This window comes from Kribbella steppae (assembly GCF_004342025.1).
GTDB classification, from domain to species: domain Bacteria; phylum Actinomycetota; class Actinomycetes; order Propionibacteriales; family Kribbellaceae; genus Kribbella; species Kribbella steppae.
Map to the genome: position 1 here is coordinate 406,064 of NZ_SLWN01000002.1, position 22,103 is coordinate 428,166.

General features: G+C 69.1%; 25 protein-coding genes. 8 read left to right on the plus strand and 17 right to left on the minus strand.

The window, feature by feature from the left end:
• The 6 genes from EV652_RS06780 to EV652_RS06805 all read left to right on the plus strand — a co-directional run bounded on the left by EV652_RS06780 (position 1) and on the right by EV652_RS06805 (position 5,701).
• Positions 1-1,263 (plus strand): magnesium transporter MgtE N-terminal domain-containing protein, encoded by a 1,263-nt coding sequence (locus EV652_RS06780; protein ID WP_132208120.1) that lies wholly within the window; start codon positions 1-3, stop codon positions 1,261-1,263.
• On the plus strand, positions 1,253-1,813 hold the full coding sequence (locus EV652_RS06785; RefSeq protein WP_132208121.1) for a DUF1003 domain-containing protein: 561 nt from the start codon (positions 1,253-1,255) through the stop codon (positions 1,811-1,813). Before EV652_RS06780 ends, EV652_RS06785 begins: the two co-directional genes overlap by 11 nt.
• 50 nt (positions 1,814-1,863) lie before the next feature.
• Entirely contained in the window at positions 1,864-2,760 is an 897-nt protein-coding gene (gene htpX, locus EV652_RS06790) for a zinc metalloprotease HtpX (protein WP_132208122.1), read from the plus strand.
• Between the two features lie 3 nt (positions 2,761-2,763).
• Positions 2,764-3,327, plus strand: coding sequence for a PspA-associated protein PspAB (gene pspAB, locus EV652_RS06795; protein WP_132208123.1), 564 nt, complete (start codon positions 2,764-2,766; stop codon positions 3,325-3,327).
• A 78-nt stretch (positions 3,328-3,405) separates the two neighbouring features.
• Positions 3,406-4,551 (plus strand): Mrp/NBP35 family ATP-binding protein, encoded by a 1,146-nt coding sequence (locus EV652_RS06800; RefSeq protein WP_132208124.1) that lies wholly within the window; start codon positions 3,406-3,408, stop codon positions 4,549-4,551.
• Between the two features lie 40 nt (positions 4,552-4,591).
• Complete coding sequence (locus EV652_RS06805; protein ID WP_242001609.1) at positions 4,592-5,701, plus strand: GNAT family N-acetyltransferase; 1,110 nt, start codon at positions 4,592-4,594, stop codon at positions 5,699-5,701.
• Positions 5,702-5,706: 5 nt separating this feature from the next.
• Here EV652_RS06805 and EV652_RS06810 read toward each other — a convergent pair whose 3' ends face one another.
• From EV652_RS06810 to EV652_RS06845, 8 genes are all read right to left on the minus strand, one after another.
• Positions 5,707-6,048 (minus strand): sec-independent translocase, encoded by a 342-nt coding sequence (locus tag EV652_RS06810; RefSeq protein WP_132208125.1) that lies wholly within the window; start codon positions 6,046-6,048, stop codon positions 5,707-5,709.
• 131 nt (positions 6,049-6,179) lie between these two features.
• Positions 6,180-7,478, minus strand: coding sequence for a S1C family serine protease (locus tag EV652_RS06815; protein WP_242001610.1), 1,299 nt, complete (start codon positions 7,476-7,478; stop codon positions 6,180-6,182).
• Between the two features lie 281 nt (positions 7,479-7,759).
• Positions 7,760-8,818: a sigma-E factor regulatory protein RseB domain-containing protein gene (locus EV652_RS06820; RefSeq protein WP_132208127.1), complete on the minus strand. Its 1,059-nt coding sequence runs from the start codon at positions 8,816-8,818 to the stop codon at positions 7,760-7,762.
• A gap of 2 nt (positions 8,819-8,820) precedes the next feature.
• Positions 8,821-9,432: an anti-sigma factor family protein gene (locus EV652_RS06825; protein WP_132208128.1), complete on the minus strand. Its 612-nt coding sequence runs from the start codon at positions 9,430-9,432 to the stop codon at positions 8,821-8,823.
• On the minus strand, positions 9,429-10,097 hold the full coding sequence (sigE, locus tag EV652_RS06830) for an RNA polymerase sigma factor SigE (RefSeq protein ID WP_132208129.1): 669 nt from the start codon (positions 10,095-10,097) through the stop codon (positions 9,429-9,431). The genes EV652_RS06825 and sigE overlap by 4 nt, the downstream gene beginning before the upstream one ends.
• Before the next feature lie 152 nt (positions 10,098-10,249).
• Entirely contained in the window at positions 10,250-10,471 is a 222-nt protein-coding gene (locus EV652_RS06835) for a biotin/lipoyl-binding carrier protein (protein WP_132208130.1), read from the minus strand.
• A gap of 38 nt (positions 10,472-10,509) precedes the next feature.
• Complete coding sequence (locus EV652_RS46125; protein WP_369409999.1) at positions 10,510-10,857, minus strand: CGNR zinc finger domain-containing protein; 348 nt, start codon at positions 10,855-10,857, stop codon at positions 10,510-10,512.
• Positions 10,858-10,916: 59 nt separating this feature from the next.
• Entirely contained in the window at positions 10,917-11,780 is an 864-nt protein-coding gene (locus tag EV652_RS06845) for an SIS domain-containing protein (RefSeq protein ID WP_242001611.1), read from the minus strand.
• A 119-nt stretch (positions 11,781-11,899) separates the two neighbouring features.
• On the opposite strand from EV652_RS06845, the gene EV652_RS06850 reads away from it, so the two are divergent.
• Entirely contained in the window at positions 11,900-12,682 is a 783-nt protein-coding gene (locus EV652_RS06850; RefSeq protein ID WP_132208132.1) for a DeoR/GlpR family DNA-binding transcription regulator, read from the plus strand.
• 178 nt (positions 12,683-12,860) lie between these two features.
• Positions 12,861-13,550 (plus strand): O-methyltransferase, encoded by a 690-nt coding sequence (locus EV652_RS06855; protein WP_132208133.1) that lies wholly within the window; start codon positions 12,861-12,863, stop codon positions 13,548-13,550.
• Positions 13,551-13,575: 25 nt separating this feature from the next.
• Here the strand turns inward: EV652_RS06855 and EV652_RS06860 are convergent, their stop codons facing one another.
• The 9 genes from EV652_RS06860 to glgC are packed head-to-tail and all read right to left on the minus strand — an operon-like array spanning position 13,576 to position 22,094.
• Positions 13,576-14,115: a GNAT family N-acetyltransferase gene (locus EV652_RS06860; RefSeq protein WP_132208134.1), complete on the minus strand. Its 540-nt coding sequence runs from the start codon at positions 14,113-14,115 to the stop codon at positions 13,576-13,578.
• A 2-nt stretch (positions 14,116-14,117) separates the two neighbouring features.
• Positions 14,118-14,840: an alpha/beta hydrolase family protein gene (locus EV652_RS06865; RefSeq protein WP_132208135.1), complete on the minus strand. Its 723-nt coding sequence runs from the start codon at positions 14,838-14,840 to the stop codon at positions 14,118-14,120.
• On the minus strand, positions 14,833-15,831 hold the full coding sequence (locus EV652_RS06870) for an amidohydrolase family protein (RefSeq protein WP_132208136.1): 999 nt from the start codon (positions 15,829-15,831) through the stop codon (positions 14,833-14,835). The genes EV652_RS06865 and EV652_RS06870 overlap by 8 nt, the downstream gene beginning before the upstream one ends.
• Entirely contained in the window at positions 15,831-16,349 is a 519-nt protein-coding gene (locus EV652_RS06875; RefSeq protein WP_132208137.1) for a 3-hydroxyanthranilate 3,4-dioxygenase, read from the minus strand. The genes EV652_RS06870 and EV652_RS06875 overlap by 1 nt, the downstream gene beginning before the upstream one ends.
• Positions 16,350-16,353: 4 nt before the next feature.
• Positions 16,354-16,785: a RidA family protein gene (locus tag EV652_RS06880; protein WP_132208138.1), complete on the minus strand. Its 432-nt coding sequence runs from the start codon at positions 16,783-16,785 to the stop codon at positions 16,354-16,356.
• Positions 16,782-18,284, minus strand: coding sequence for a 2-hydroxymuconic semialdehyde dehydrogenase (locus tag EV652_RS06885; protein ID WP_199238049.1), 1,503 nt, complete (start codon positions 18,282-18,284; stop codon positions 16,782-16,784). Before EV652_RS06885 ends, EV652_RS06880 begins: the two co-directional genes overlap by 4 nt.
• The gene (locus tag EV652_RS06890; RefSeq protein ID WP_132208139.1) at positions 18,281-19,576 is read right to left on the minus strand and encodes an FAD-dependent oxidoreductase; all 1,296 of its coding nucleotides are present in this window, start codon (positions 19,574-19,576) and stop codon (positions 18,281-18,283) included. Before EV652_RS06890 ends, EV652_RS06885 begins: the two co-directional genes overlap by 4 nt.
• Positions 19,573-20,835 carry a kynureninase gene (gene kynU / locus EV652_RS06895; protein ID WP_132208140.1) on the minus strand — a complete coding sequence of 421 codons (1,263 nt, stop codon included), beginning with the start codon at positions 20,833-20,835 and terminating at the stop codon, positions 19,573-19,575. Before kynU ends, EV652_RS06890 begins: the two co-directional genes overlap by 4 nt.
• Positions 20,832-22,094 (minus strand): glucose-1-phosphate adenylyltransferase, encoded by a 1,263-nt coding sequence (glgC, locus tag EV652_RS06900; protein ID WP_132208141.1) that lies wholly within the window; start codon positions 22,092-22,094, stop codon positions 20,832-20,834. Before glgC ends, kynU begins: the two co-directional genes overlap by 4 nt.
• Positions 22,095-22,103 lie beyond the last annotated feature (9 nt).

Here is a 22,103-nt window from a genome sequence, read left to right on the forward strand (position 1 = left end):
ATGAGTGGTTCGCCGTCGCGCGTTTACGTGGCCCGGCTGGCTGGTCTCCCGGTGTACGACCCGAACGGGGACCAGGTCGGCAAGGTCCGCGACGTCGTGGTGATGTTGCGGCAGGGCACCCAGCCGCCGCGGGTCCTTGGGCTGGTGGTGGAGGTGTTCACCCGGCGGCGCATCTTCCTGCCGATGACCCGGGTGACGTCCGTCGACGCCGGGCACGTGATCACGACCGGTCTGGTCAACATGCGCCGATTCGAGCAACGGGCAACCGAAGTGCTGGTGCTCGGAGAGCTACTGGACCGCACAGTCACCATCAACGAGACCGGCACGACCGCAGTGGTGTTCGACATGGCCATGGAGCAGTGGCGGACGCGTGACTGGGTGATGTCGAAGGTGGCGGTCCGCGAGAGCTCCAAGCGGTTCCGGCGGCGCGGGCAGTCGCATGTGCTCGACTGGACCGACGTGAGCGGGTTCGCCCAGGTCGAGGAGGGTCAGGGCGCGACTCACATCCTGGCCGCGTTCGACTCGATGAAGCCCGCCGACCTGGCCGGCGTACTGCACGAGCTGTCTCCGAAGCGGCGCAAGGAGATCGCGGCCGCGCTGAACGACGAACGGCTGGCCGACGTACTGGAGGAGCTGCCCGAGGACGACCAGGTGGAGATCCTGGCCGGTCTGGACACCGAGCGGGCCGCCGACGTACTCGAGGAGATGTCCCCGGACGACGCGGCCGACCTGATCGCCGAGCTGCCGACCGAGACCGCTGAGCGGCTGCTGACCCTGATGGAGCCGGACGAGGCGGAGGACGTACGGCGCCTGCTGACGTATGAGGAGCGCACGGCCGGTGGACTGATGACGTCGGAGCCGGTGATCCTGCCCGCGGACGCGACCGTGGCAGACGCTCTGGCGCATGTGCGGAACGCCGAGCTGAGTCCGGCGCTGGCCGCGATGATCTACGTCTGCAGGCCACCACTGGAGACCCCCACCGGACGGTTCATCGGGGTCGGCCACATCCAACGGCTGCTGCGCGAACCGCCATCCGAGCTGGTGTCCGCCGTACTGGACACAGACCTGGACGGGCTGCGGCCGGACGACAGTCTGCACGTGGTCAGCAAGTACCTGGCCACCTACAACCTGGTGGCCGCACCGGTGCTCGACGACGAAGGCCGGCTGCTCGGAGCGGTGACCGTGGACGACGTACTCGACCACCTGCTGCCCGACGACTGGCGCGAATCCGGACCGCAGGAGGTGGACCGCCATGCCCCGTGACGACCGCAGCACCGACGACCGCCGTTCGCGGAGCAGCTCGGACGACCGCCGCCTGTTCCGGAACACCAACCGCCTGGACATCCCGCGCGAGCTGCGCCGCACGATCACCCTGCGGTCCGCGTACGACGCCGACGCGTTCGGACGGTTGTCGGAGCGGATCGCGCGGTTCCTCGGCACCGGGCGGTTCCTGGTCTACATGACCGCGACGATCCTGTTCTGGGTCGTCTGGAACATCTTCGCCCCGTCGAGTCTGCGCTTCGACGAGTACCCGTTCATCTTCCTCACGCTGGCGTTGAGCCTGCAGGCGTCGTACGCCGCTCCACTCATCCTGCTGGCGCAGAACCGGCAGGAGTCGCGCGACCGGGTCCAGTACGAACGCGACCGCGATGTCGACGCGCGCACCCGGGCGGACATGGAGTTCCTGGCCCGCGAGATGGCGTCGCTGCGGATGGCCGTCGGCGAGGTCGCCACTCGCGACTTCCTGCGCTCCGAACTGCGCTCGCTGCTGGCCGACCTGGACGTGAGGGGGCGCGAGGACGACCGCGTTTGACGCCTTTCGGGCCGAGCTACTCTCGCTAGCAGGTGAGGAAGGACGATGCGATGAAGACCCGCTTCAAGCCTGATCGTGGGCTGACCCGCAGAATGGTTGTCACCAGTTTCCTGCTCGGTCTGCTGTACGTCGGTTTCGTGGCCCTGCTGATCGCGCTGACGAAGAGCGCCGTACTGGCCGTCGTGATCGCGGGTGGGGCGCTGTTCGCGCAGTACTGGTTCTCCGACCGGATCGCGCTGTACGCGATGCGCGGCCGGATCGTCAGCCCCGAGGAGGCGCCACAGCTGCACGGCGCGATCGACCGGCTGTGCGCGCTGGCCGACATGCCCAAGCCGAAGGTCGCCGTCGCGGACGTCGATCTGCCGAACGCGTTCGCGACCGGCCGCAACCCGGACAAGGCGGTCGTCTGCGTGACGACCGGGATCCTGCGCCGGCTGGACGCCGACGAGCTCGAAGGTGTCCTCGCCCACGAGCTGTCCCACGTCGCCCATCGGGACGTTGCCGTGATGACCATCGCGTCGTTCCTCGGCGTCCTCGCCGGCCTGATCACCCGCTTCGGTCTGTACGGCGGCCTGGGTCGAAACCGCGACCAGAACGCGGCGCTGGTGGTTCTGACCGTCGTCCTGGTGTCCGTGATCGTGTACGCCATCTCGTTCATGCTGACCCGGGCCTTGTCGCGCTATCGCGAGCTGGCCGCTGACCGGGCTGCCGCCATGCTGACCGGCCGACCGTCGGCGCTGGCGTCCGCGCTGACCAAGATCAGCGGGGACATCGCCCGGATCCCGTCCCGCGACCTGCGTCAGGCCGAGGCGTTCAACGCGTTCTTCTTCGCGCCGGCGCGCTCGGGCGGTTTCAGCCTCTCGTCGCTGTTCTCCACCCACCCGCCGCTCGAGACGCGACTCGACCGCCTCGCGGTGCTCGCTCGCGAGTTGGGGGAGCAGGCTTAGTCCATGGGCCTTCTCGACATCCTGCTCGGCCGGAGCAAAGCCGTCCCGCCGAACCTCGACCAGCTCTTCTCGCTGCCCTCGGCCGCGATCACCCTGGAGACCGCGGCCGGCTACCGGCCGACCGGCAGTGGTTCGGTCTGTTTCAAGGCTGCGGAGGGCGGCGGGTTCTCGACGCTGCGGGAGGAGGTCGACAAGCTGCTCGCGCTCGACAACGGCAAGTTCACCAGCCACACCGACGCGTACGGCTTCACCTGGCTCGTCCGGCAGACGACCCCCGACGACGTCGAAGGGCTCGTCACCGACCTGCACGCGGTCAACACGTCGCTCGTCGACGCAGGCTTCGGCTCCGCGCTCCTGTGCACGCTGGTCGCCTTCACCAACGGCACCAAGTCGCTCGGGCTCGTATACTTGTACAAGCGCGGGACCTGGTACCCGTTCGTCCCGGTCGGCCAGGACCGCCGCGACAACGCCACCGAGCTCCAGATCAAGTCGATCATCGGCACGGATCTGCGCTTCGAGGCCGACCTCAGCCGCTGGTTCCCCGTGTACGGCGCCCCCGGGCTCTGAAGTAAGGGTTGCCTTGCCGGACCTACGTCACACGGACCGTGGTCGGCGGGGGTTAGGCGGAGCACGTAGCCTAGGCATATGGCTCCTACCGCTGATCAGGTAACCACGGCGCTCGGTGGTGTGCTGGATCCGGAGATCAAGAAGCCGATCACCGAGCTCGGCATGGTCGAGTCCGTCGTCGTCCGTGACGACGGCGTGGTCGTCGTACGGATCCTGCTGACCGTCGCCGGCTGTCCGATGAAGGACACGCTGCGGCGCGACACCACCGCCGCGGTCAGCAAACTCGACGGCGTCACCGGGGTCGAGATCGACCTCGGCGTGATGTCGGCCGAGCAGCGGGCCGCTCTGCAGACGCAGTTGCGCGGCGGGGTGGCGGAGAAGGAGATCCCGTTCTCCCGGCCGGACTCGCTGACCAAGGTGTTCGCGGTCGCGTCCGGTAAGGGCGGTGTCGGCAAGTCGTCGGTGACCGTCAACCTCGCGGTCGCGATGGCCCAGCAGGGGCTGTCGGTCGGCGTCCTGGACGCGGACATCTACGGGCACTCGGTGCCGGCCATGTTCGGCGTCGCGGACGAGCGGCCGACCGCGGTGGACGACATGATCATGCCGGTGCCCGCACACGGCGTGAAGGTGATCTCGATCGGCATGCTGAAGCCGAAGCGCGACCAGGTGGTCGCCTGGCGCGGCCCGATCCTGGACCGCGCGCTGGTGCAGATGCTGGCCGACGTGTACTGGGGTGACCTCGACGTACTGCTTCTCGACCTGCCGCCCGGTACCGGCGACATCGCGATCTCGGTCGGCCAGCGGCTGACCAGCGCCGAGGTGATCGTGGTGACGACTCCGCAGGAGGCCGCCGCCGAGGTGGCCGAGCGGGCCGGGACGATGGCGCAGATGGTGCACCAGCGGGTCGCCGGCGTGGTCGAGAACATGTCCTTCCTGCCGTGCCCGCACTGCGGTCCGGAGCACCGGATCGAGATCTTCGGCAGCGGCGGTGGGACGCGGGTGGCGGAGACGCTGTCGGCACGGCTCGGGTACAACATCCCGCTGCTGGGCGAGATCCCGCTGGACGAGCGACTGCGCAGCGGCGGTGACCTGGGTAAGCCGCTGGTGGCGGCCGACCCGGAGACTCCGGCGGCGCAGGTCCTCGACGGGATCGCGGCCAGGCTCGGTGGACGTCCCCGCGGCCTGCTCGGCCGCCAACTCGGTCTCTCCCCCGTCGGGCGGTAAACGGCTGAAGGTCGCCGTCTGCTGGTGTTGACTTGGCCGTGTGCCGATTCCTGCTGAGCATCCGGTTCTGACCGACGGTGTGGTGACGCTGCGCGCGCCGCGGCCTGACGACGTACAAGGGCAGGTCGAACGTCATCTTGAAGACCCGGACCGGGGGTTCGACGAGGACGACGCGCGCCGGTGGATCGGCTACGGGATCACCGAGGCCTGGAAGACCGGCGAGCGGTTCGCGTTCGTGATCGAGTATCAGGGCCGGTACGCCGGTACTGCCTCGCTCCAACCGGATGCCGACGGCAACGCAAGGGTGCACTACGGCCTGTCGCGGTGGGCCCGTGGTGCCGGGGTGGCGAGCCGGGCGGTGCGGCTGCTGCTCGAGTTCGGGTTCAGCACGTGCGGGTTCCACGTCGTGCACTGGTGGGCGCGGGTCGGGAACTGGCCGTCCCGCCGGGTGGCGTGGGCCACCGGGTTCCGGATGGGCGAGCTGATCCCTGAGCTTGCCGAGGAGGGCGGCCGCCGGGTCGACGCATGGACGGGCTGGATCGGGCCAACGGATCCGCGGGAGCCTCGCAGGCCGTGGTTCGAGATTCCGGTGCTGGAGACCCCGCGGCTGCGGCTCCGCGCCTGGCGCGAGGACGAGATCGAGCGGATCGCCACCGCCCGCACGAACCAGGCGACGGCCCACTTCCTCCCCTTCATCCCCCAGCCCTTCACCGCCGCGGACGCCCGCTTCTGGCTCAAGGACATGGCCGAGCAGGCTGCAGCCGGCCGCCGCTTCAACTGGTGCCTGGCGGACGCTGACACCGACCTGGGCCTCGGCAACCTGACCCTCTTCAACATCTACCGCGACGCGGTCCGCGATGCCGAACTCGGCTACTGGGCCCACCCCGAAGCCCAAGGTCGCGGCGTGATGACCGAGGCAATCGAGCGAGTGGCCCGGTGGTACTTCGCACCCGAGACCGAGGGCGGCCTGGCCGGCCGCAAGCTCGTGATCCGCACCGCCGCCACCAACACCGCGGCCCGCCGGGTCGCGGAGAAGGCCGGCTTCCAGCACGTCGGCACCGAACGCGAGGCCTTCCCCCTGGCCGGCCGCACGCTCGACGCCCGCGTCACCTACGACCTACTCGCCTCGGACGTTCCGCAGCAGTCCTGAGCGGCTCAGGTGGACTCTGGGTCGAAGGGGGCGCGTTGGCCGGCGGGGAGGCGCTGGGGGGTGTCGGAGAAGTCGGGAGTGGAGTGGGGCTTGTCGTCGTAGTCGTCGTCGCCCTCGAGGAGGTGCTTGCGGACGAAGTTGCGCGGGTTCAGGTCCTGGATGTCCAGGTCGGCGAACTCCGGGCCGAGCTCGTTACGCAGGTCGTTCTGCGCGTTGCTGACCATCTGACGGACCTGACGCAGCAGCCGGCCCGCCGTACGGGCGAACTCCGGCAGCCGATCCGGACCGAAAACGAGCACGGCGACGATCGCGATCACCACCAGCTCGAGTGGCCCGATGCCGAACATGTCCCCACCTCTCTGTACGTCGTTCCAGGCGACGTCTGCGACGGCGACCAGCGTAGCCGGAACATGGTGACACCGCCTGCCGGGTCAGCCGATTCCGGACACCCCGGGGCCTGCCGTCGTACCAGCAACTGTCAGCCGGTCCGCTGGCCGAGGGTGACGCTGGCCTGCCGGGCCTTGCCGCCGCGCTCGTACACGAGCCGCACGCTCTCACCCGGCTGGTGCGTGCGGATCGCCACGATCAGTGCCTCGGCGCTGGTGACCGGTTGGGCGTCGATCGAGGTGATCACGTCACCGACGCGCAGCCCCGCGCGCAGGGCCGGGGAAGCCGGGGTCACGGTGCTGACCCGGGCGCCGCCCTCGAACTGCATGTCGACCTCGGCGCCGATCACCGGGTACGTCGCCGTCCCGGTGGCGATGATCTGTTGTGCGGTCCGCCGGGCCTGGTCGATCGGGATCGCGAACCCGAGCCCGATGTTGCCGCTCTGCTCCGACGATCCGCGGACGGTGGCGATGGCGGAGTTCACCCCGATCACCCGCGCGTTCATGTCGACCAGCGGGCCACCGGAGTTGCCCGGGTTGATCGCGGCGTCGGTCTGCAGCGCGCTGATGAACGACGACTCCTGGCCGGGTTCGTCGCCGCCGGTGGTGACCGGGCGGTTCTTGGCCGAGATGATGCCCGACGTCACCGTGCCGGCCAGACCGAGCGGCGAACCGATCGCGACCACGTCCTGGCCGACGATCGCCAGCTCGGAGCGGCCGAACTGCACCGATGGCGCGTCCAGGCCGACCACCTGGACGACGGCGAGGTCGTAGACCGGCGAGCGGCCGACCAGCCGTGCGGTCGAGGACTTGCCCTTGTCGTTGATGATCTGGATCGCCCCGCCCTTGGCCGCGGCCGCGACGACGTGGTTGTTGGTCAGGATGTGGCCGACGTTGTCGATGACGAAACCGGAGCCGGTCGCGTTCGTGTTGTCGGCGCCTTCGACCTTCAGCTGGACGACGCTCGGCAGCAGCGTGGCGGCGACCGCGGAGACCGAGCCGCTGCGGATCTTCGGGTCCGCGCCGGTGCCGACCGGCGGTCCTGGCTGCTCGGCGACCGGGCGGTTGTCGTCCAGCGCGACGACGGTCACGGCCGCACCGGCGCCGGCCAGCAGACCGATGACGAGGGCGACGACGGCCGCGATGGCGATGACCCGGTTGCCCTTCGGCGGCGGGGCCGGCGTGTACGCGCGGGCCTGCTGCTGGTGCCAGTCGAGCGGCGGAGGCGGCGTGTACGTGGGCTGGTAGGCCGGGCGCTGGGTCGGCCAGGCCTGGCCCGGGTACACCGGCCGGAAAGTCGGCTCCTGCGCCTGCGGACGGCCGAAGCTGCGCTGCGTGACGGAGCGACCGCCGTTCTGCCGGTACGTCTGGTCACCGCCTGGCGTCGGCAAAGGAGCCGCCCCCGCTGCTGGTGAAGGTGGCAGCAAGGCGCTCAACGGCGAGTCGGCGTCAGGAGCTGAAGAAACCGAAGAGCCGGTGGTAACGGGGTCCGGGGAGGGCGCGACGGGCGGGCCGGAGGGGTCGGCCGGGAGGACACGGGTCGGTTCCGTGCTCGGCGTTGGAACTGTCGGCTCGGCGTCGTCGCTGGTCACGGTGCCCCCGCCTCACGTCGTCGTCGTGGTCATCGGTCGGCGGCCGCTCACCGGGTCGCGGTAGGGACTGCCAAATTCGATTATCCCAGCTTCCCGGAAAGTGCACCCATCGGAGTGAGCCAGGTCGCGATTTTCGCCAGCCCGGCGCCCACCCGCTGGACCGCGGTGAGCTTGATCGGGACGTCCTGTGGGAACGAACCGACCACCTGCCCGAGCATGTCCGGCGGCAGGTCGCCGATCAGCGTGTAGACGATCCCGCCCGAGGACCAGACGACGTACGACGGCATCCCGTAGCGCAGGTAGACGCCCGGGGTCTCGGTGGTGCTGAACCCGGCGACCGCGGCCGGATCGAGGGCTCCGCGCTGCTCGAAGAGCGAGACGTTGAACAGCCCGTCGGAGTAGGAGAACTGCAGCGACCCGTTCGCGGTGTCCTGATGGACGTCGTACAGCTTCAGCGACGCGGGCAGCTCCGGCGCGCAGACCCAGCCCTCGGAGCGCAGGCCGTCGACCTTGCCGAGGCCCAGCGACTCGATCCCGTTGGGCGCCATCGGCGGCAGGTGGCCGAGGAACTCCGATTCCTCGATCTCCAGCTGGGTGAACACTGTCGCCCGGACCATCGTCTTGCCGTCCACACTGAACAGCTGCCGCTGCAGCAGCAGTCCGGTCTCCTTGTCGATCCAGAACCGGGCGGCCAGTGTCTGGTTCTCCCGCAGAGCCTCCACGAGTACGGCGGCCCGCCCGATGGTGTCCGTGCAGCACTTGTAGACGAGCTGGTACGTCGCCTGCAGCAAAGTCAGCGGACCACCGTCGATCGCCGCATCCGCATTCGTAGCACGCTGTACGAACGCCTTGGCCCCCGGTGACGACTCGGAGCCGACCACACTGATCTCAGACCCCTGTGAGGCGGCGTGGACGATGTCCAGCATCGCCGAGCTGGCGCCCTGCGGTCCCCACGAGGTGATGATCTGCGTGCCGTGGTACGAGACGTTGTTCGGGGCCGTGGCGGCGCGCGCCAGCCAGCTGATCGCCAGGGGCGAGTCCTCGCGGGACGTGGTGGGTGGCGCCGCGACAGCGGGCGCGGGCAGGCCGAAGCCGATCAGTGCGGTGCTGACCAGTACGGCGAGCCGGGAGAGGCTCACGGTCAGCGTCCTGTCAGGGCCACCGGCTGCAGCGTCGGGCTCAGCCCTGCATACCCAGCCCCGTTGTAGGAGTTCAGCAGCGCCACCGGGTCGGTGAACGGCGCTCCGCTCGTCGTGCTGGCGTGATCGGACGAGAAGCTCGCCACCGGCGGCTGCAGCGTCGGCGGCTGCTCCTGCCGAGACGGGTCCCCGACGACGAAGGCTGTGCCCAGCAGTGACGCGACGGCCGCAGCAGAACCAGCAGCCCCCAGTACGCCGGTACGACGCCGGCTGCGCGTGGTCCGGGAAGCACCCGGACGGGTAGCACCAGTGCGACCGGCCGGGAACGCGGACCGCTGCGGGAAGAGTGAGACGGCCGGTGTCAGCACCGGACGGATCTCCTCGCGCGGCTCCAGCGAGAACGACGAGACGCCCATCAGGCGCTGCATCAGGTCGGTGGAAGGCTCCGGCGACTCGAGCGCCGCGATCCGGGCCTTCAGCCGGCGCTGAGCGTCGACCTCGGACCGGCAGGTGTCACAGCTGACCAGGTGACTCAGGACCCTGTCCCGCGAGTCGTGGTCGAGCGCCCCGTCGACGACGGCGCTGAGCTTGTCCAGGGGATGCTGCAACGTCACCGGTGCTCACCTCCGGCGCTGAGGGGGTCGTCGGTGGGCGGGCCGCCGACGCGGGTCTGGCCGGACCGCGGTGCCCGGTGCTCGAGGTGCTTGCGCAGCATCGAGCGGCCCCGGTGGATCCGGCTGCGAACGGTGCCGAGCTTCACGTCCAGCACGTCGGCGATCTCGTCGTACGTCATGCCCTCGATGTCGCAGAGCACCACGGCGGCGCGGAAGTCCTCCGGCAGCGCGTCCAGCGCGTACTGCACGTCGTGGTCGAACAGGTCGGAGTCCAGCTTCTCGGCCGGGCCCACACCCTTGGCGGGCAGCCGGTCGTGCGCGTCCTCCGGCAGGCCGTCGAAGCGGATCCGCTGCTTGCGGCGGGCGCCGTCCAGGAACAGGTTCGTGGTGATCCGGTAGAGCCAGCCCTCGAAGGTGCCGGGCGTGTACGACGACAGCGAGCGGAAGACCCGGACGAAGACCTCCTGGGTGAGGTCCTCGGCGTCGTGCTTGTTGCCAGTCAGCCGGTACGCGAGCCGGTACACGCGGGCAGAGTGGGTACGAACGATCTCGTCCCAGGACGGCAGCGCGTCCGGAATCGGCTGGGGCGCGGGCGCCACGGAGATGTCGGCCGGCTTCACCGCAACGCCTCCCTGGGTCCTCTCGGCAATAAGCGTGAAGGCCATGGTGCCGCGGTCACCGTCCTCTGCGCACGTCGGGAACACCCGGGTTCTACCCTGAGTTGCTCGTACGACGGCTCAACGCGGCTCCTCAGCCGGAAGTTCCCGGCGAAAGCCTCCCAAGGATCGGACGCGTTGACAGTCATATTTGTTGCGGCCTACTTCTCCTCGATCACCGCGATAGGGTCGCCGTCACGGACGACCTCACCCTCGACGACCTTCAGTTCGACGATGGTGCCGGCCACCTCGGCCAGCACCGGGATCTCCATCTTCATCGACTCCAGGATGACCAGGGTGTCCTCCGGCCCCACCGTGTCCCCGGCCCGGGCTGTGACCTTCAGCACATTCGCCACCAGCTCTGCCACCACGGTGTGACTCAACTCGCACTCCCTCGTTTCCCGGACGTTCCGCCTCGATCCTAGGCCTCTCGTCCACCGCTCCGGCGGGCGCGGTGGGACGCGACCCGGGTGCGACTGGAACACGTCGGCGAGCAGAACCGCCGGGGCCGCCGCTCGGCCGCGTTCACGAAGACGCGCTCACAGTCGACAGCCGCACAGGTCCCGATGGCGGCGAACCCGTGGCCGGCAGCGAACCCGGCCAGTCCGAGCGCCGTCATCGCAGCCAAACACTGGCCCCACGTCCCACCCGGCTTGGCGACAGCCGCCAGCCTCCGCGTCGGCGCCTCAGCCCTCGGCCAGGTCGCCGCAGGACTCCTCGTCCCCGTCATCGGCACCCACAAGGTACTGCTGGCCGTAGCCCTGACCATGGTTGCCGCGGCAGGCTTGGGCCGGTTGGCGGCGCTGGACCGCCAACCGGCCGCAGCCGTCAGTCGAGGATGACGGAGCGGGAGAGGCTGCGGGGCTGGTCCGGGTTGAGGCCCAGGGCGAGGGACTTGGCGACGGCGACGCGTTGGGCGACCACCAGGGACGCCATCGGGTCGAGGTCGGGATGGTGGACGATCGTGGCGCCGGTGGCGGTGACGTCGTCGAGCAGGCCGGCCGGCGGCGTACCGAAGATCCAGACGCCGCGGCCGGGCTGGGCGATCGCGATCGGGCCGTGCCGGTAGTCCATCGCCGGGTACGCCTCGGTCCAGGCCGACGCGGCCTCACGCTGCTTCAGGCCCGCCTCATGCGCCAGGCCGACGGTCCACCGCGTGCCGAGGTACGTGACCTGCTCCAGCTTTGCCAGCTCGTCCACGTCCAGCGTCAGCGCGGTCTCCGCGTCGGCAGCCGCCTGCTGCAGGTCCTCCCCCAGCGACGCCCGCAGCAGCGCCAGAGTGGTCGTCGCGAAGCGCGTTTGGACGACGGACTGCTCATCGGCGAAGTCCAGCAGGATGATGTGGTCGGCCAGCTCAGTGATCGGCGAGCCGGGAGTCGCGGTGATCGCCACGGTCGGCACATCGGTCGCCCGGATCAGGTCCAGCACCTCGGTCGTCGTACCGGACCGGCTGATCACGACCACCACGTCGTACGCCCGGCCGGCCGGGAACTCCGAGCCCGCGAACGCGTCCGTCTCGCCCTGACCGTTGTCCTCACGCAGGGCGGCGTACGCCATCGCCATGAACCACGACGTGCCGCAACCCACGGCTGCAACCCGTTGACCGGGCTTCGGCAATGCACCACCGTACTGCGCGAAACCGTTCGAGACCTGCCGCCAGAGGTCCGGCTGAGTGGCGATCTCAGTGCTCACAAATGGCGTCTGCGTCATCTTGTCTCCGCGCTTGTCGTGGTCGAAACTGCTCGAACGTGATCGAATGGTGCCAACCAGCCGCCACCCGGCTGACTGATTGTGTGAAGGAGGAGCCGCGGGTGAAGCGTTATGAACGCCTCAACACCTTGCTCGAGTCGCTCGCCGAGAAAGGCGCCATCGACGTCGACGAGCTCGCCGAGCAGTTGCACGTGTCCGCGGCGACGATCCGGCGCGACCTGGACCACCTGGGCAAGCAGCAGCTCCTCACCCGGACCCGCGGCGGCGCCGTCGCCAACGCGGTGTCGTACGACCTCCCGCTGCGCTACAAGACTGCGCGTTTCGCGTCGGAGAAGCAGCGGATCGCGCAGGCTGCGGCCACTCTGGTCCGGCGCGGCATGGTGATCGGCATGAACGGCGGCACCACCATCTCCGAGGTGGCCCGCACGCTGGCGACCCGGCCGGAGCTGTCCGCCGAGCACGGCGAGCCCGCGTTCACCCTCGTCACCAACGCGCTGAACATCGCCAACGAGCTGATCGTCCGGCCGCACGTCAAGATGGTCCTCACCGGCGGCGTGGCCCGGCCGCAGTCCTACGAGATGATCGGGCCGCTGTCGCACCGGATCCTGGCCGACCTGTCGCTGGACATCGCGTTCATCGGCGTCGACGGGATCGACGAGACCGGCGCCACCGCCCACCACGAGGGTGAGGCGAACATCAACCAGCTGATCGTCAGCCGGGCCGCCAAGGTCGTCGTGGTCGCCGACTCCTCCAAGCTGGGCCAGCGCGCCTTCGCCCGGATCTGCGAGCTGAGCGAGATCGACACCCTCGTCACCGACGCCCAGGCCGACGAGAGCCAGCTGGGCGTCTTCAAGGAAGCCGGGATCGACGTCATCCGGTCCTGAGCGCGTACGACGTACTGCCTGACACCGCATTTTCCGCCGTACCTCCTCTCCGAGGACGAGTCTGTCCTGCTAATGCCGATCATATCTGACTCTAGGCGCAGTGTTATGAGCAAGAGTGCGCAGTCCCAGCGCGGGAGACACGGAATGCGGACCTCGTGACGCTAGGCTTCGGTCCAGGATGAGTAACGCAGCGCCAGAACACTGGGCAGAACACAGGGAGGGCATCATCGCCACCGGCATCGACCCGACGTCCTGGGCGTACGCCGAGGACTACACCGGTGAGGACGAGGTCGTCACCGGTGCACGGGCGAGCGCCGAAGACAGCGGTATCGCCCCGATCGGCCCCGGCACAGCCGCTGCGCTGAGCCTGCTGGCCGCCAGCGTGAGCGCCAAGGCGGTGGTCGAGATCGGCACCGGCACCGGCGTCTCCGGGCTGGCGCTGCTGCGCGGCATGCGCACCGACGGCACCCTCACCACGGTCGACATCGACGCGGAGAACCAGCGGCTGGCCCGCAAGACGTTCCTCGACGCCGGCGTCGCGTCGAACCGGTTCCGCCTGATCGCCGGCGCCGGGCTGGACGTCGTCACCCGGCTCACCGACGGCCACTACGACCTGGTCTTCTGCGACGCCGACCGGCGCCAGAACACGGCGTACCTGCACGAGGCCCTCCGCCTGCTCCGCCCCGGCGGCGTCGTCGCCTTCGCCGGCATCCTCACCGGCGGCCGCGTGGCGGACCCGGCCCACCGGGACCCCGAGACCAACGCCCTGCGCGACCTCATCCGCGCTGTCCGCGACGACGACGACCTGGTCTCCGCCCTCCTCCCCACCTCCGAGGGCCTCCTCACCGCCGCCAAACGCCTCAGCTGACGGCCTGCTCGCGGCTGAGAGTGCCCTACGTAGGGGTGTGCCAAGGGCGGGGGTCGTCGCGGAGTAAGGCGTAGATGAGTACGTCGACGTTGCGGCCGCGGTTGAAGAAGGCTCCGCGGGCCGTGCCCTCGAGCTGGAATCCACACTTCTCCGCGATCCGCCGGCTCGGGGCGTTCTCGGGCACGATCACCAGGGAGAGCCGGTTGACCTTCTTCGCCGCGAACAAGTAGTCGACCAGCAGGCGCACCGCCTCGGTCGTGTACCCCTGGCCGGCGTGCTCCGGGCCGTAGAGCTGGTAGGAGAGCTCGTACGCGTCCCAGTAGTTGACCGGCCGGAAGAACTCGATGTGGCCGACCAGGACATCGTCCCGGTCCCAGATCAGCAGGGTGCCCTCGTCCCGCTCCCAGAAGCCTGTCTCGGCGTACGCTCGCCGGAGGACCGACTCCGGCCGGACGCCGAGCGGGAAGAACTCGCCCCGGTTGGAGATCTCGGTGTGCGCGGTGATGAAGGCCGCGAGATCGCGCTCACGCACCGGACGCAGGACAACCCGTTCCCCCTTGAGCATGATCAGCCTGTCAGCCGGGTGAGTTCGGCAGTGACGTCGTGCCAGGCTTCGGCGAGCGGGTCGATGAGTTCGAAGTGGCCGGCGGACTCCACCCGGGTGAAGCGGGCGGTGGGGTGGGCGGCGAAGTAGGACTCGGTGACGGTGATGGGGACCCGGGAGTCCAGGGTGCCGTGGATGAGGCTGACCGGGGCGATCGAGGCGGGTAGGTGGACCGGGTCGAGGTCGTTGCGGACCCCGCTGCCGATGAAGTCCTGTACGGCGCCCTTGTCGAGGCCCATGCGGTCGGCCATCAGCAGGTCGGCGAGCGGGGCCAGCGCGATCACACCGCGGAGCCGGACCGGGTTGAGCGTCGAGGCCGCCCACAGAGCGAGTTGACCGCCTGCGGAATGGCCCACCAGCACGTAGCCCGCGTGGACGTCGACCAGGTCGGGCAGGCTCTGGAGCGCCGTACGGATGTCTGACGTGCTGGCGTCGGGATCACCCGGCTCCCGGCGGTACTCCAGTGACAGCACCGGCCAGCCCATGTCGGACAGGGCTTCACCGAGCGGCCGGGCGTGCATCCGGTCGTACTCCGGCCGCCAGAAACCGCCGTGGACGAAGACGACCAGCGAGCGGTACTCCTTGGCGTGCCAGTAGTCGATCACCTGGTCCGCGTGGTCGCCGTACCGGAGCTCCTCGTCCGGCTCGCGCGCTGCGCGCGTCAGAACCGATCGGTCTTCACTCATCAGACCTCCCGAGATAACGCAGGGCGTTCGTCGACAGCAGCTTGTGCTGCTGGTCCGCGGTCAGGAAACCGGCCTTTCGTACCACCTCCCCGACCGGCCGCTCACCCAGTGGATAGGGATAGTCACTGCCGACCAGAACGCGGTCTTCCCCCACGGTATCCACAAGAAGCCGTAATGACGCTGATTCGAACACCACTGTGTCGACGAAGAAACGATCCAGGTAGTACGACGGTGGATGCTCGGAGCAACCACGGACGATGTCCCCGCGCCGGTGCCAGGCGTTCTCCACCCGCCCCAGCCAGAACGCGAAACTCCCGCCGCCGTGGGCGAAACAGATCCTCAGGGACGGCGGCAGCGCGTCGAACGCACCGCCGAGGATCATCGCCAGCAGTGACAAATGGGTCTCGGCCGGCATCCCGGTCAGCCAGCGAGCCATCCAGCGGTCCAGTCGCGGGCCGCCCGGCATGTCCCACGGGTGCACCAGGACCGGAGTACCGGTCTCGGCGCAGTGATTGAGAAAGGCAACGATCCCGGCGTCGTCAAGGTCCTTGTCGCCAACGTGGTTGCCGATCTCGACGCCCACATGCCCGGCCGCCCGGCACCGGTCCAGCTCGGCGCAGGCCGCGTCCGGGTCCTGCAGCGGCACCTGGCAGAACGGGACGAACCGGTCGTCGCCGGCCAGTGTCTCCAGGGTCAGGTCGTTGAAGATCCGGGCCACCTTGACCGCCTGGTCGGCCGGTCGGTCGTAGGCGAAGAACACCGGCGTCGGCGACACCACCTGGATATCGATGCCATCGGCATCCATATCGGCCCGCCGGACGGACGGATCCCACGTCTGCGGGCCGATCGGGCGGAACTCCGAGGAGCCGACCATGATCATCGCCGCGCGCTCGGAGTCGATCCGCAGCCACGGCCAGCCGTCGCCGCCGCACGCTACCGAGAGATCCGGCCAGCCCTTCGGGACCAGGTGGGTGTGGACATCAACCGCCATCAGCCTTTACCGCGGTGCAGTGTGCCGCACTGCGGGCAGGTGCGGGCGTCCTCGCTCTCGTAGAAGGCTTTGAAGACCGGCGGCAGGTCGGCGACGATGTCGTTCACCTGCAGCTCCACCTCGTGCACGATGGCGTTGCAGTTGTCGCAGTACCAGCGGAACTTCTCCAGCGTGCCCTGCTCCCGGACCCGCTCGATCACCAGGCCGATCGAGTCCGCGTCGCGCTGCGGCGAGTGCGGCATGTTCCGCGGCAGCACCCACATCTCGCCCTCGTTGATGTCGACGCGGGCCGGGCCGGCCTCCGTCATCACGTCGACGTGCATGGTGCCCTTGATCTGGTAGAAGAACTCCTCGTACGGCTCGACGTGGAAGTCGGTGCGCTGGTTCGGCCCGCCGACCACCATGGTGATGAAGTCGTCACCGGTCGGGAACATCTGCTTGTTGCCGACCGGCGGCTTCAGCAGGTGCTTGTTCTCCTCGATCCACTGCGGGAAGTTCGTCGACTCCAGATTGGCCATTGACCTACTCCTTTGCGCTCAGCTGGCCTTGTCCTCGTGGGACGGCCGCGACGGCAGCTATCTCGATCAGCAGCTGGGGATGCGGCAGCTGATGGACTGCGACGGTGGTCCGGGCCGGCCCGGACTCGTCGAAGAATTCGCCATACACCTCGTTGTACCCCCCGAAGTCGTTCATCGACACCAGGTACGTGGTCACACTGACCAGATCCTCGAGCCCGGCCCCGACTGCCGCCAGGACGTCCCGGATGTTCTCCAGTACGGCGCGTGTCTGCTCCCGGATGTCCAACGACACGGTGCCCATCGAGTCCACCGACGCCCCGGCGATCGTGTTGTCCGGCCGCCGGCTCGACGTACCGGAGACATAGGCAAAACCGTGAGCGACCTTCACATGCGGAAACCGCCCCCGCGGCACCGCCTTCCCGGGGACGACTGTCATGTCAGCTCCACGCAGACGTTGGTTGGCTCCGAGTAGAAGTCGAGGGAGTGGCGGCCGCCTTCGCGGCCGACGCCGGACAGTTTCATGCCGCCGAAGGGGGTGCGGAGGTCGCGGAGGTACCAGGTGTTGACCCAGACGATGCCGACGTCCAGGGCGATGCCGGCGCGGTGGGCGCGGCCGACGTCGCGGGTCCAGACGGTGGCCGCGAGCCCGTAGTCGGAGTCGTTGGCCAGGGCGTACGCCTCCTCCTCGGTGTCGAAGGGCGCGATGTGGCAGATCGGGCCGAAGATCTCCTCGGTGTTCGTCCGGGCGTCCGGCGGCAGACCGGTGACCACGGTCGGTTGCACGTAGCAACCACCGTCGCGAGCGTCGCCGAACGACGGTACGCCGCCACCGGCCAGCACGGATGCACCTTCGGCCCGGGCCAGGTCGTAGTACGAGAGGACCTTGTCCCGGTGCTGTTTCGAGATCAGCGGCATGTTCATCGTCGCCTCGTCCGCGGGCCAGCCGTAGGCCAACCCGGCGGCCCGCTCAGCCAGACGCTCCACGAACTGATCGAAGACCGGCCGCTCGACGTACAGCCGCTCCGTGCACAGGCACACCTGGCCGCCGTTGGTGAAGACCGAGCGCACCGATCCTTCGACCGCAGCGTCGAGATCGCAGTCGGCGAAGATCAGCCCCGCGTTCTTCCCGCCGAGCTCGAACGACACCGACTTGACCCGGTCCGCGGCGACCTTGGCGATCGCCGTACCGGTCGTCGACTCACCGGTGAACGTGATCGCGTCCACCCCCGGATGCCGCGTCAGGTACTCCCCCGCCGACGACGGCCCGAACCCGTGCACCAGGTTGAACACACCAGCCGGTACGCCCGCCTCCGCCATCACCTCGGCCAGTACGGTCGCGGACGCGGGCGTCTCCTCGGACGGCTTGACCACCACAGCGTTGCCACAGGCAAGCGCCGGCGCGACCTTCCAGGTGAGCAGTAGCAACGGCAGGTTCCAGGGCACGATGATCGCGACCACACCGACCGGTTTGCGTACGGCGTAGTTCAGCGCCCGCCTGCCATCCGGCAGCACGGTCGTGTACGACTCGCTCGACGCGGTCGTCGCGAAGTCCGCGAAGGCGCGGAAATTCGCCGCGCCTCGCGGGATGTCGAGCGTCCGCGCCTGACTGATGGACTTGCCGGTGTCGCCGACCTCGGCCGCGACCAAGTCCTCGAAGCGAGCTTCGAGCCCGTCCGCGACCCGCCGCAGTACGACGGCCCGCTCCTGCTCGCTCATGCGGCCCCATGGACCTCGCAGCGCAGCCCGAGCAGCCTGGACAGCCGCATCGACAGTCTCGGCCGAAGCCTCGGACACGTCGAAGATCTGCTCACCTGTCACCGGACTCAGCTTCGCGAACGTCGACCCGCCCTCGACGAACCCACCGTCGACGAAGTTGCGCAGCAGACCGGGCCGCGACACCTTTCCGGCCAACAGGTCGGAACTCCACAGGTTCATCGCCGCCTCCGCAGTAGTCCGACCGCGACCACACCGGCACCGGCAATCACCGCACCGAGGATCTGGTGCTGGCGACGGACGCGTTGCCGCACTTCGGCGTACGGCGTGGTCGAGAAGGAGACGAGCTCGTAGCGGGAGACGTACCGGCCGGGCAACGCCCGCTCCAGCGCGTGCTCGATTCGCTTGGTCAGCCGGAACACCGGGGACGCCACCTTGTCGCGCATCTCGACGAAGTTCGCCAGCGCCATCTCCGCGATCGCCTCGGTGTTCTCCCGCCGGCGCGCCTCGAACAGCGGCAGCGCCCGCGCCCACGACCCACCGGTGTCGCCGAGGCAGCGGTCCAGCTCGACCACGTCCTCGAAGGCACAGTTCGCGCCCTGCCCGTAGAACGGCACGATCGCGTGCGCGGCATCACCGAGCAACGCCGTCCGGCCGTGTGCCTGCCACGGCAGGGTGTGGACGGTGCCGAGCACACCGACCGGGTTGTTCAGGTAGTCGTCTACCAGATCCGGTGCCAGCGGCACCAAGTCCGGGTAGTGCTGAGCGAAATGCTGCTCGATCTCGGGTGCTGAAATCAGCGCGTCGAAGGATCCGGCCGGCCAGAACAACGTGCAGGTGAAGGAGCGGTCCGGGTTCGGCAGCGCGATCATCATCGACGTACCGCGCGGCCAGATGTGCAACGCGCCCGGATCCAGCGCGAATTCACCGTCGGCGGCCGGGATCGACAGCTCCTTGTACCCGTAGTCGAGGAAGTCGACGTCCTCGGCAACGATGCCCTCGGCAAGCAACTGCTCGCGGACCGCGGACCCCGCGCCGTCGGCTCCGAGGACGACGTCTGCCTCGGCCGAGACCTTCCCGGACGGGGTCGCGAACACCATCCGCCCGGCCTGTGAGTCCAGCTCCACCAGCCGATGCTCGAACTCGACCGTCACCCCGGGAGCCTCCGAGGCCGCGGTCAGCAGTGCGTTGTTCAGCGTGCCCCGGCTGATCGAGTTGATCGCCCGGTCGCCGGCGGCGGAGTACTGCTGGAAGTCCAGCGGCCCTTCGACCGGATGGATCATCCTGCCCTTCATCGGCAGCGCATCGGCCATCACCTGGTCGACCAGGTCGATCCGCCGCAACGCGTCCAGACCGCGCTCGGAGATCGCCAGGTTGATCGACCGGCCCCGCTCGGCCGGCCCGATCCGCGGATCCGGCCGATGCTCGTACAGCGTCACCGTCAGCCCGCGCCGGGCCAGGAAGCAGGCGAGCAGACTCCCGGTCAGTCCCGCCCCGACGATCGCGATCTTCACGCCGGCACCGCCTCGGTCAGTGCCGACGCCGCGCGCCAGCAGTCGTGGTACGTCGAATACAACGGCACCGGAGCCAGCCGCAGTACGTCGGGCTCACGCGCGTCCGCGATCACGCCGTACTCGAAGCGAAGCCGCTTCGCCAGCTCACCCGCCCGCAGCGAACCACTGATCCGCAGCGACAACTGTGCACCCCGCTGATCTGGGTTCGCCGGCGTGATCACCCGCAGCGGCCGTCCCGGCGTGACACCGGCCAGCAGCTTCTCCAGGTACGACGTCAGTCGCAGACTGCGCTCGCGCAGCACCTCCATGCCGATCTGGTCGAAGATCGTCAGCGAGGTCCGGACCGGGCTCATCGAGAAGATCGGCGGATTCGACACCTGCCAGGCATCCGCGGACGCGGGCGGGCGCGACTCCGGCGCCATCTCGAACCGCGTCGACGCCTCGGTGCTCCACCACCCCTCGAACCGTGGCCGATCCCCACCGAGGTGCCGCTCGTGCACGAAGGCGCCCGCGAGCGCACCCGGGCCGGAGTTCAGGTACTTGTACGAGCACCAGGCGGCGAAGTCCACGCCCCAATCGTGCAACGACAACGGGACGTTTCCGGCCGCGTGCGCGAGGTCCCAGCCGACGACCGCACCGGCCGCATGACCGGCCTTGGTGATCGTCGGGATGTCCATCAGCTCGCCGGTCAGGTAGTTCACTCCACCCAGCAACACCAGCGCCACGTCGCTGCCCAGTTGCTCGACGACGTCCGCCGTACGCAGGGAGTCCTCGCCGGGGCGTGGCCGGAGGCGGATGATCGCGTCGTCGGCGTCGTACCCGTGGAAGCGGGCCTGGGAGCGGACCGCGTAGCTGTCGGACGGGAAGGCCGAGTCCTCGACCACGATCCGGTGCCGCGAGCGGGTCGGGCGGTAGAACGAGACCATCAGCAGGTGCAGATTGACCGTCAGCGAGTTCATCACCACGGTTTCGCTGGGCAATGCACCGACCAGACGGGCAGCCGGGCCGGTCAACAGCTCGTGGTACGGCAACCACGGTCTGACCGCATCAAGGTGTCCCTCGACCCCGAGCGCGGCCCAGGCGTCCAGATCCTCGAGCAGCTCGGTCCGGGTCGCCTTGGGGCGCAGGCCGAGCGAGTTGCCGGCGAAGTACGCGACCTCCGGGTAGTCGCCACCCTGGGCCGACGGTACGTCGAAGAGCTCGCGGTTCCCGGGATCCGCGAGGTCGAGCTCCAGCGCCTCCTTCTCCAGCGCGCTCACGCCTCGGCGACCTCGCCCTTCGCCTCAATGGGGGCGGCCTCGATCACCTGGCCCTTGCCGAGTACGGTCACGCCGCCCTTGGACACGATGAAGCCGCGCTCCCGGTCGTAGTCCGGGTCGACGCCGATCTCGACCCCGTCCGGGACGACCACGTTCTTGTCCAGGATGACGTTCTTGAGGACGGCGTTCGCGCCGATCTTGCAGTTGTCCATGATCACCGAGCGCTCGATCGTCGCCCCCGAGCTGACGATCACGTTGGCGCCGAGCACCGAGTGCTCCACGGTCGCGCCGGAGACGATCGACCCCTGGCAGATGATCGACTCGCCGACTGTCGCGTCGTCGGTGAACTTCGCGCCCGGCAGTTGCGGGTGCGAGGTGAAGATCGGCCAGTCGGAGTTGTAGAGGTTGAACACCGGCTGGATCGAGACCAGGTCCATGTGCGCCTCGTGGTAGGAGTCCAGCGATCCGACGTCGCGCCAGTACGAGCGGTCCCGGTCCAGCGCGCCCGGGACGTCGTTGTCCTTGAAGTCGTAGACGCCGGCGTTGCCCTCGGCAACCAGCATCGGGACGATGTCGCCGCCCATGTCGTGCCGGGACGCCGGGTTAGCCGCGTCCTTGCGCAAGGCCTCCACCAGGACGTCGGCGCTGAACACGTAGTTGCCCATCGACGCGAACGTCTCGTCCGGCGAGTCCGGCAGCCCAGGCGGGTCGGCCGGCTTCTCCAGGAACTCCTCGATGGCGTGGCCGTCCGGCCCGGTCTTGATCACGCCGAACTCGGTCGCCTCGACCCGCGGCACCCGGATCCCGGCCACGGTGACGCCGTTCCCGCGCTCGATATGCGCCGCCACCATCTGGGAGGCGTCCATCCGGTACACGTGGTCGGCGCCGAACACCACGATGATATCGGGTCGGTGGTCGTTGATCAGGTTCATCGACTGGTAGATCGCGTCCGCGCTGCCCTGGTACCACTGCGGGCCGAGCCGCTGCTGCGCCGGGACGCAGGTGACGAAGTTGCCCAGCAGGGTCGACATCCGCCAGGTCAGGGTGACGTGCCGGTCCAGCGAGTGAGACTTGTACTGGGTGAGCACGCACAGGTTGCGGTACCCGGCGTTGACCAGGTTGGACAGCACGAAGTCGATCAGGCGATAACTGCCGCCGAACGGCACGGCCGGTTTGGCCCGGTCGGCCGTCAGCGGCATCAGCCGCTTCCCCTCGCCACCCGCCAGCACGATTCCGAGAACTTTGGGCGCCTTTGCCATGCCCGCACC

Coding starts and splice junctions, on each gene's coding strand:
- EV652_RS06780 (WP_132208120.1), top strand. CDS start 1: ATGAGTGGTTCGCCGTCGCGCGTTTACGTGGCCCGGCTGGCTGGTCTC.
- EV652_RS06785 (WP_132208121.1), top strand. CDS start 1,253: ATGCCCCGTGACGACCGCAGCACCGACGACCGCCGTTCGCGGAGCAGC.
- htpX (WP_132208122.1), top strand. CDS start 1,864: ATGAAGACCCGCTTCAAGCCTGATCGTGGGCTGACCCGCAGAATGGTT.
- pspAB (WP_132208123.1), top strand. CDS start 2,764: ATGGGCCTTCTCGACATCCTGCTCGGCCGGAGCAAAGCCGTCCCGCCG.
- EV652_RS06800 (WP_132208124.1), top strand. CDS start 3,406: ATGGCTCCTACCGCTGATCAGGTAACCACGGCGCTCGGTGGTGTGCTG.
- EV652_RS06810 (WP_132208125.1), bottom strand. CDS start 6,048: ATGTTCGGCATCGGGCCACTCGAGCTGGTGGTGATCGCGATCGTCGCC.
- sigE (WP_132208129.1), bottom strand. CDS start 10,097: ATGGCCTTCACGCTTATTGCCGAGAGGACCCAGGGAGGCGTTGCGGTG.
- EV652_RS46125 (WP_369409999.1), bottom strand. CDS start 10,857: ATGGTCAGGGCTACGGCCAGCAGTACCTTGTGGGTGCCGATGACGGGG.
- EV652_RS06855 (WP_132208133.1), top strand. CDS start 12,861: ATGAGTAACGCAGCGCCAGAACACTGGGCAGAACACAGGGAGGGCATC.
- EV652_RS06860 (WP_132208134.1), bottom strand. CDS start 14,115: ATGCTCAAGGGGGAACGGGTTGTCCTGCGTCCGGTGCGTGAGCGCGAT.
- EV652_RS06865 (WP_132208135.1), bottom strand. CDS start 14,840: ATGAGTGAAGACCGATCGGTTCTGACGCGCGCAGCGCGCGAGCCGGAC.
- EV652_RS06870 (WP_132208136.1), bottom strand. CDS start 15,831: ATGGCGGTTGATGTCCACACCCACCTGGTCCCGAAGGGCTGGCCGGAT.
- EV652_RS06875 (WP_132208137.1), bottom strand. CDS start 16,349: ATGGCCAATCTGGAGTCGACGAACTTCCCGCAGTGGATCGAGGAGAAC.
- EV652_RS06880 (WP_132208138.1), bottom strand. CDS start 16,785: ATGACAGTCGTCCCCGGGAAGGCGGTGCCGCGGGGGCGGTTTCCGCAT.
- EV652_RS06885 (WP_199238049.1), bottom strand. CDS start 18,284: ATGAACCTGTGGAGTTCCGACCTGTTGGCCGGAAAGGTGTCGCGGCCC.
- glgC (WP_132208141.1), bottom strand. CDS start 22,094: ATGGCAAAGGCGCCCAAAGTTCTCGGAATCGTGCTGGCGGGTGGCGAG.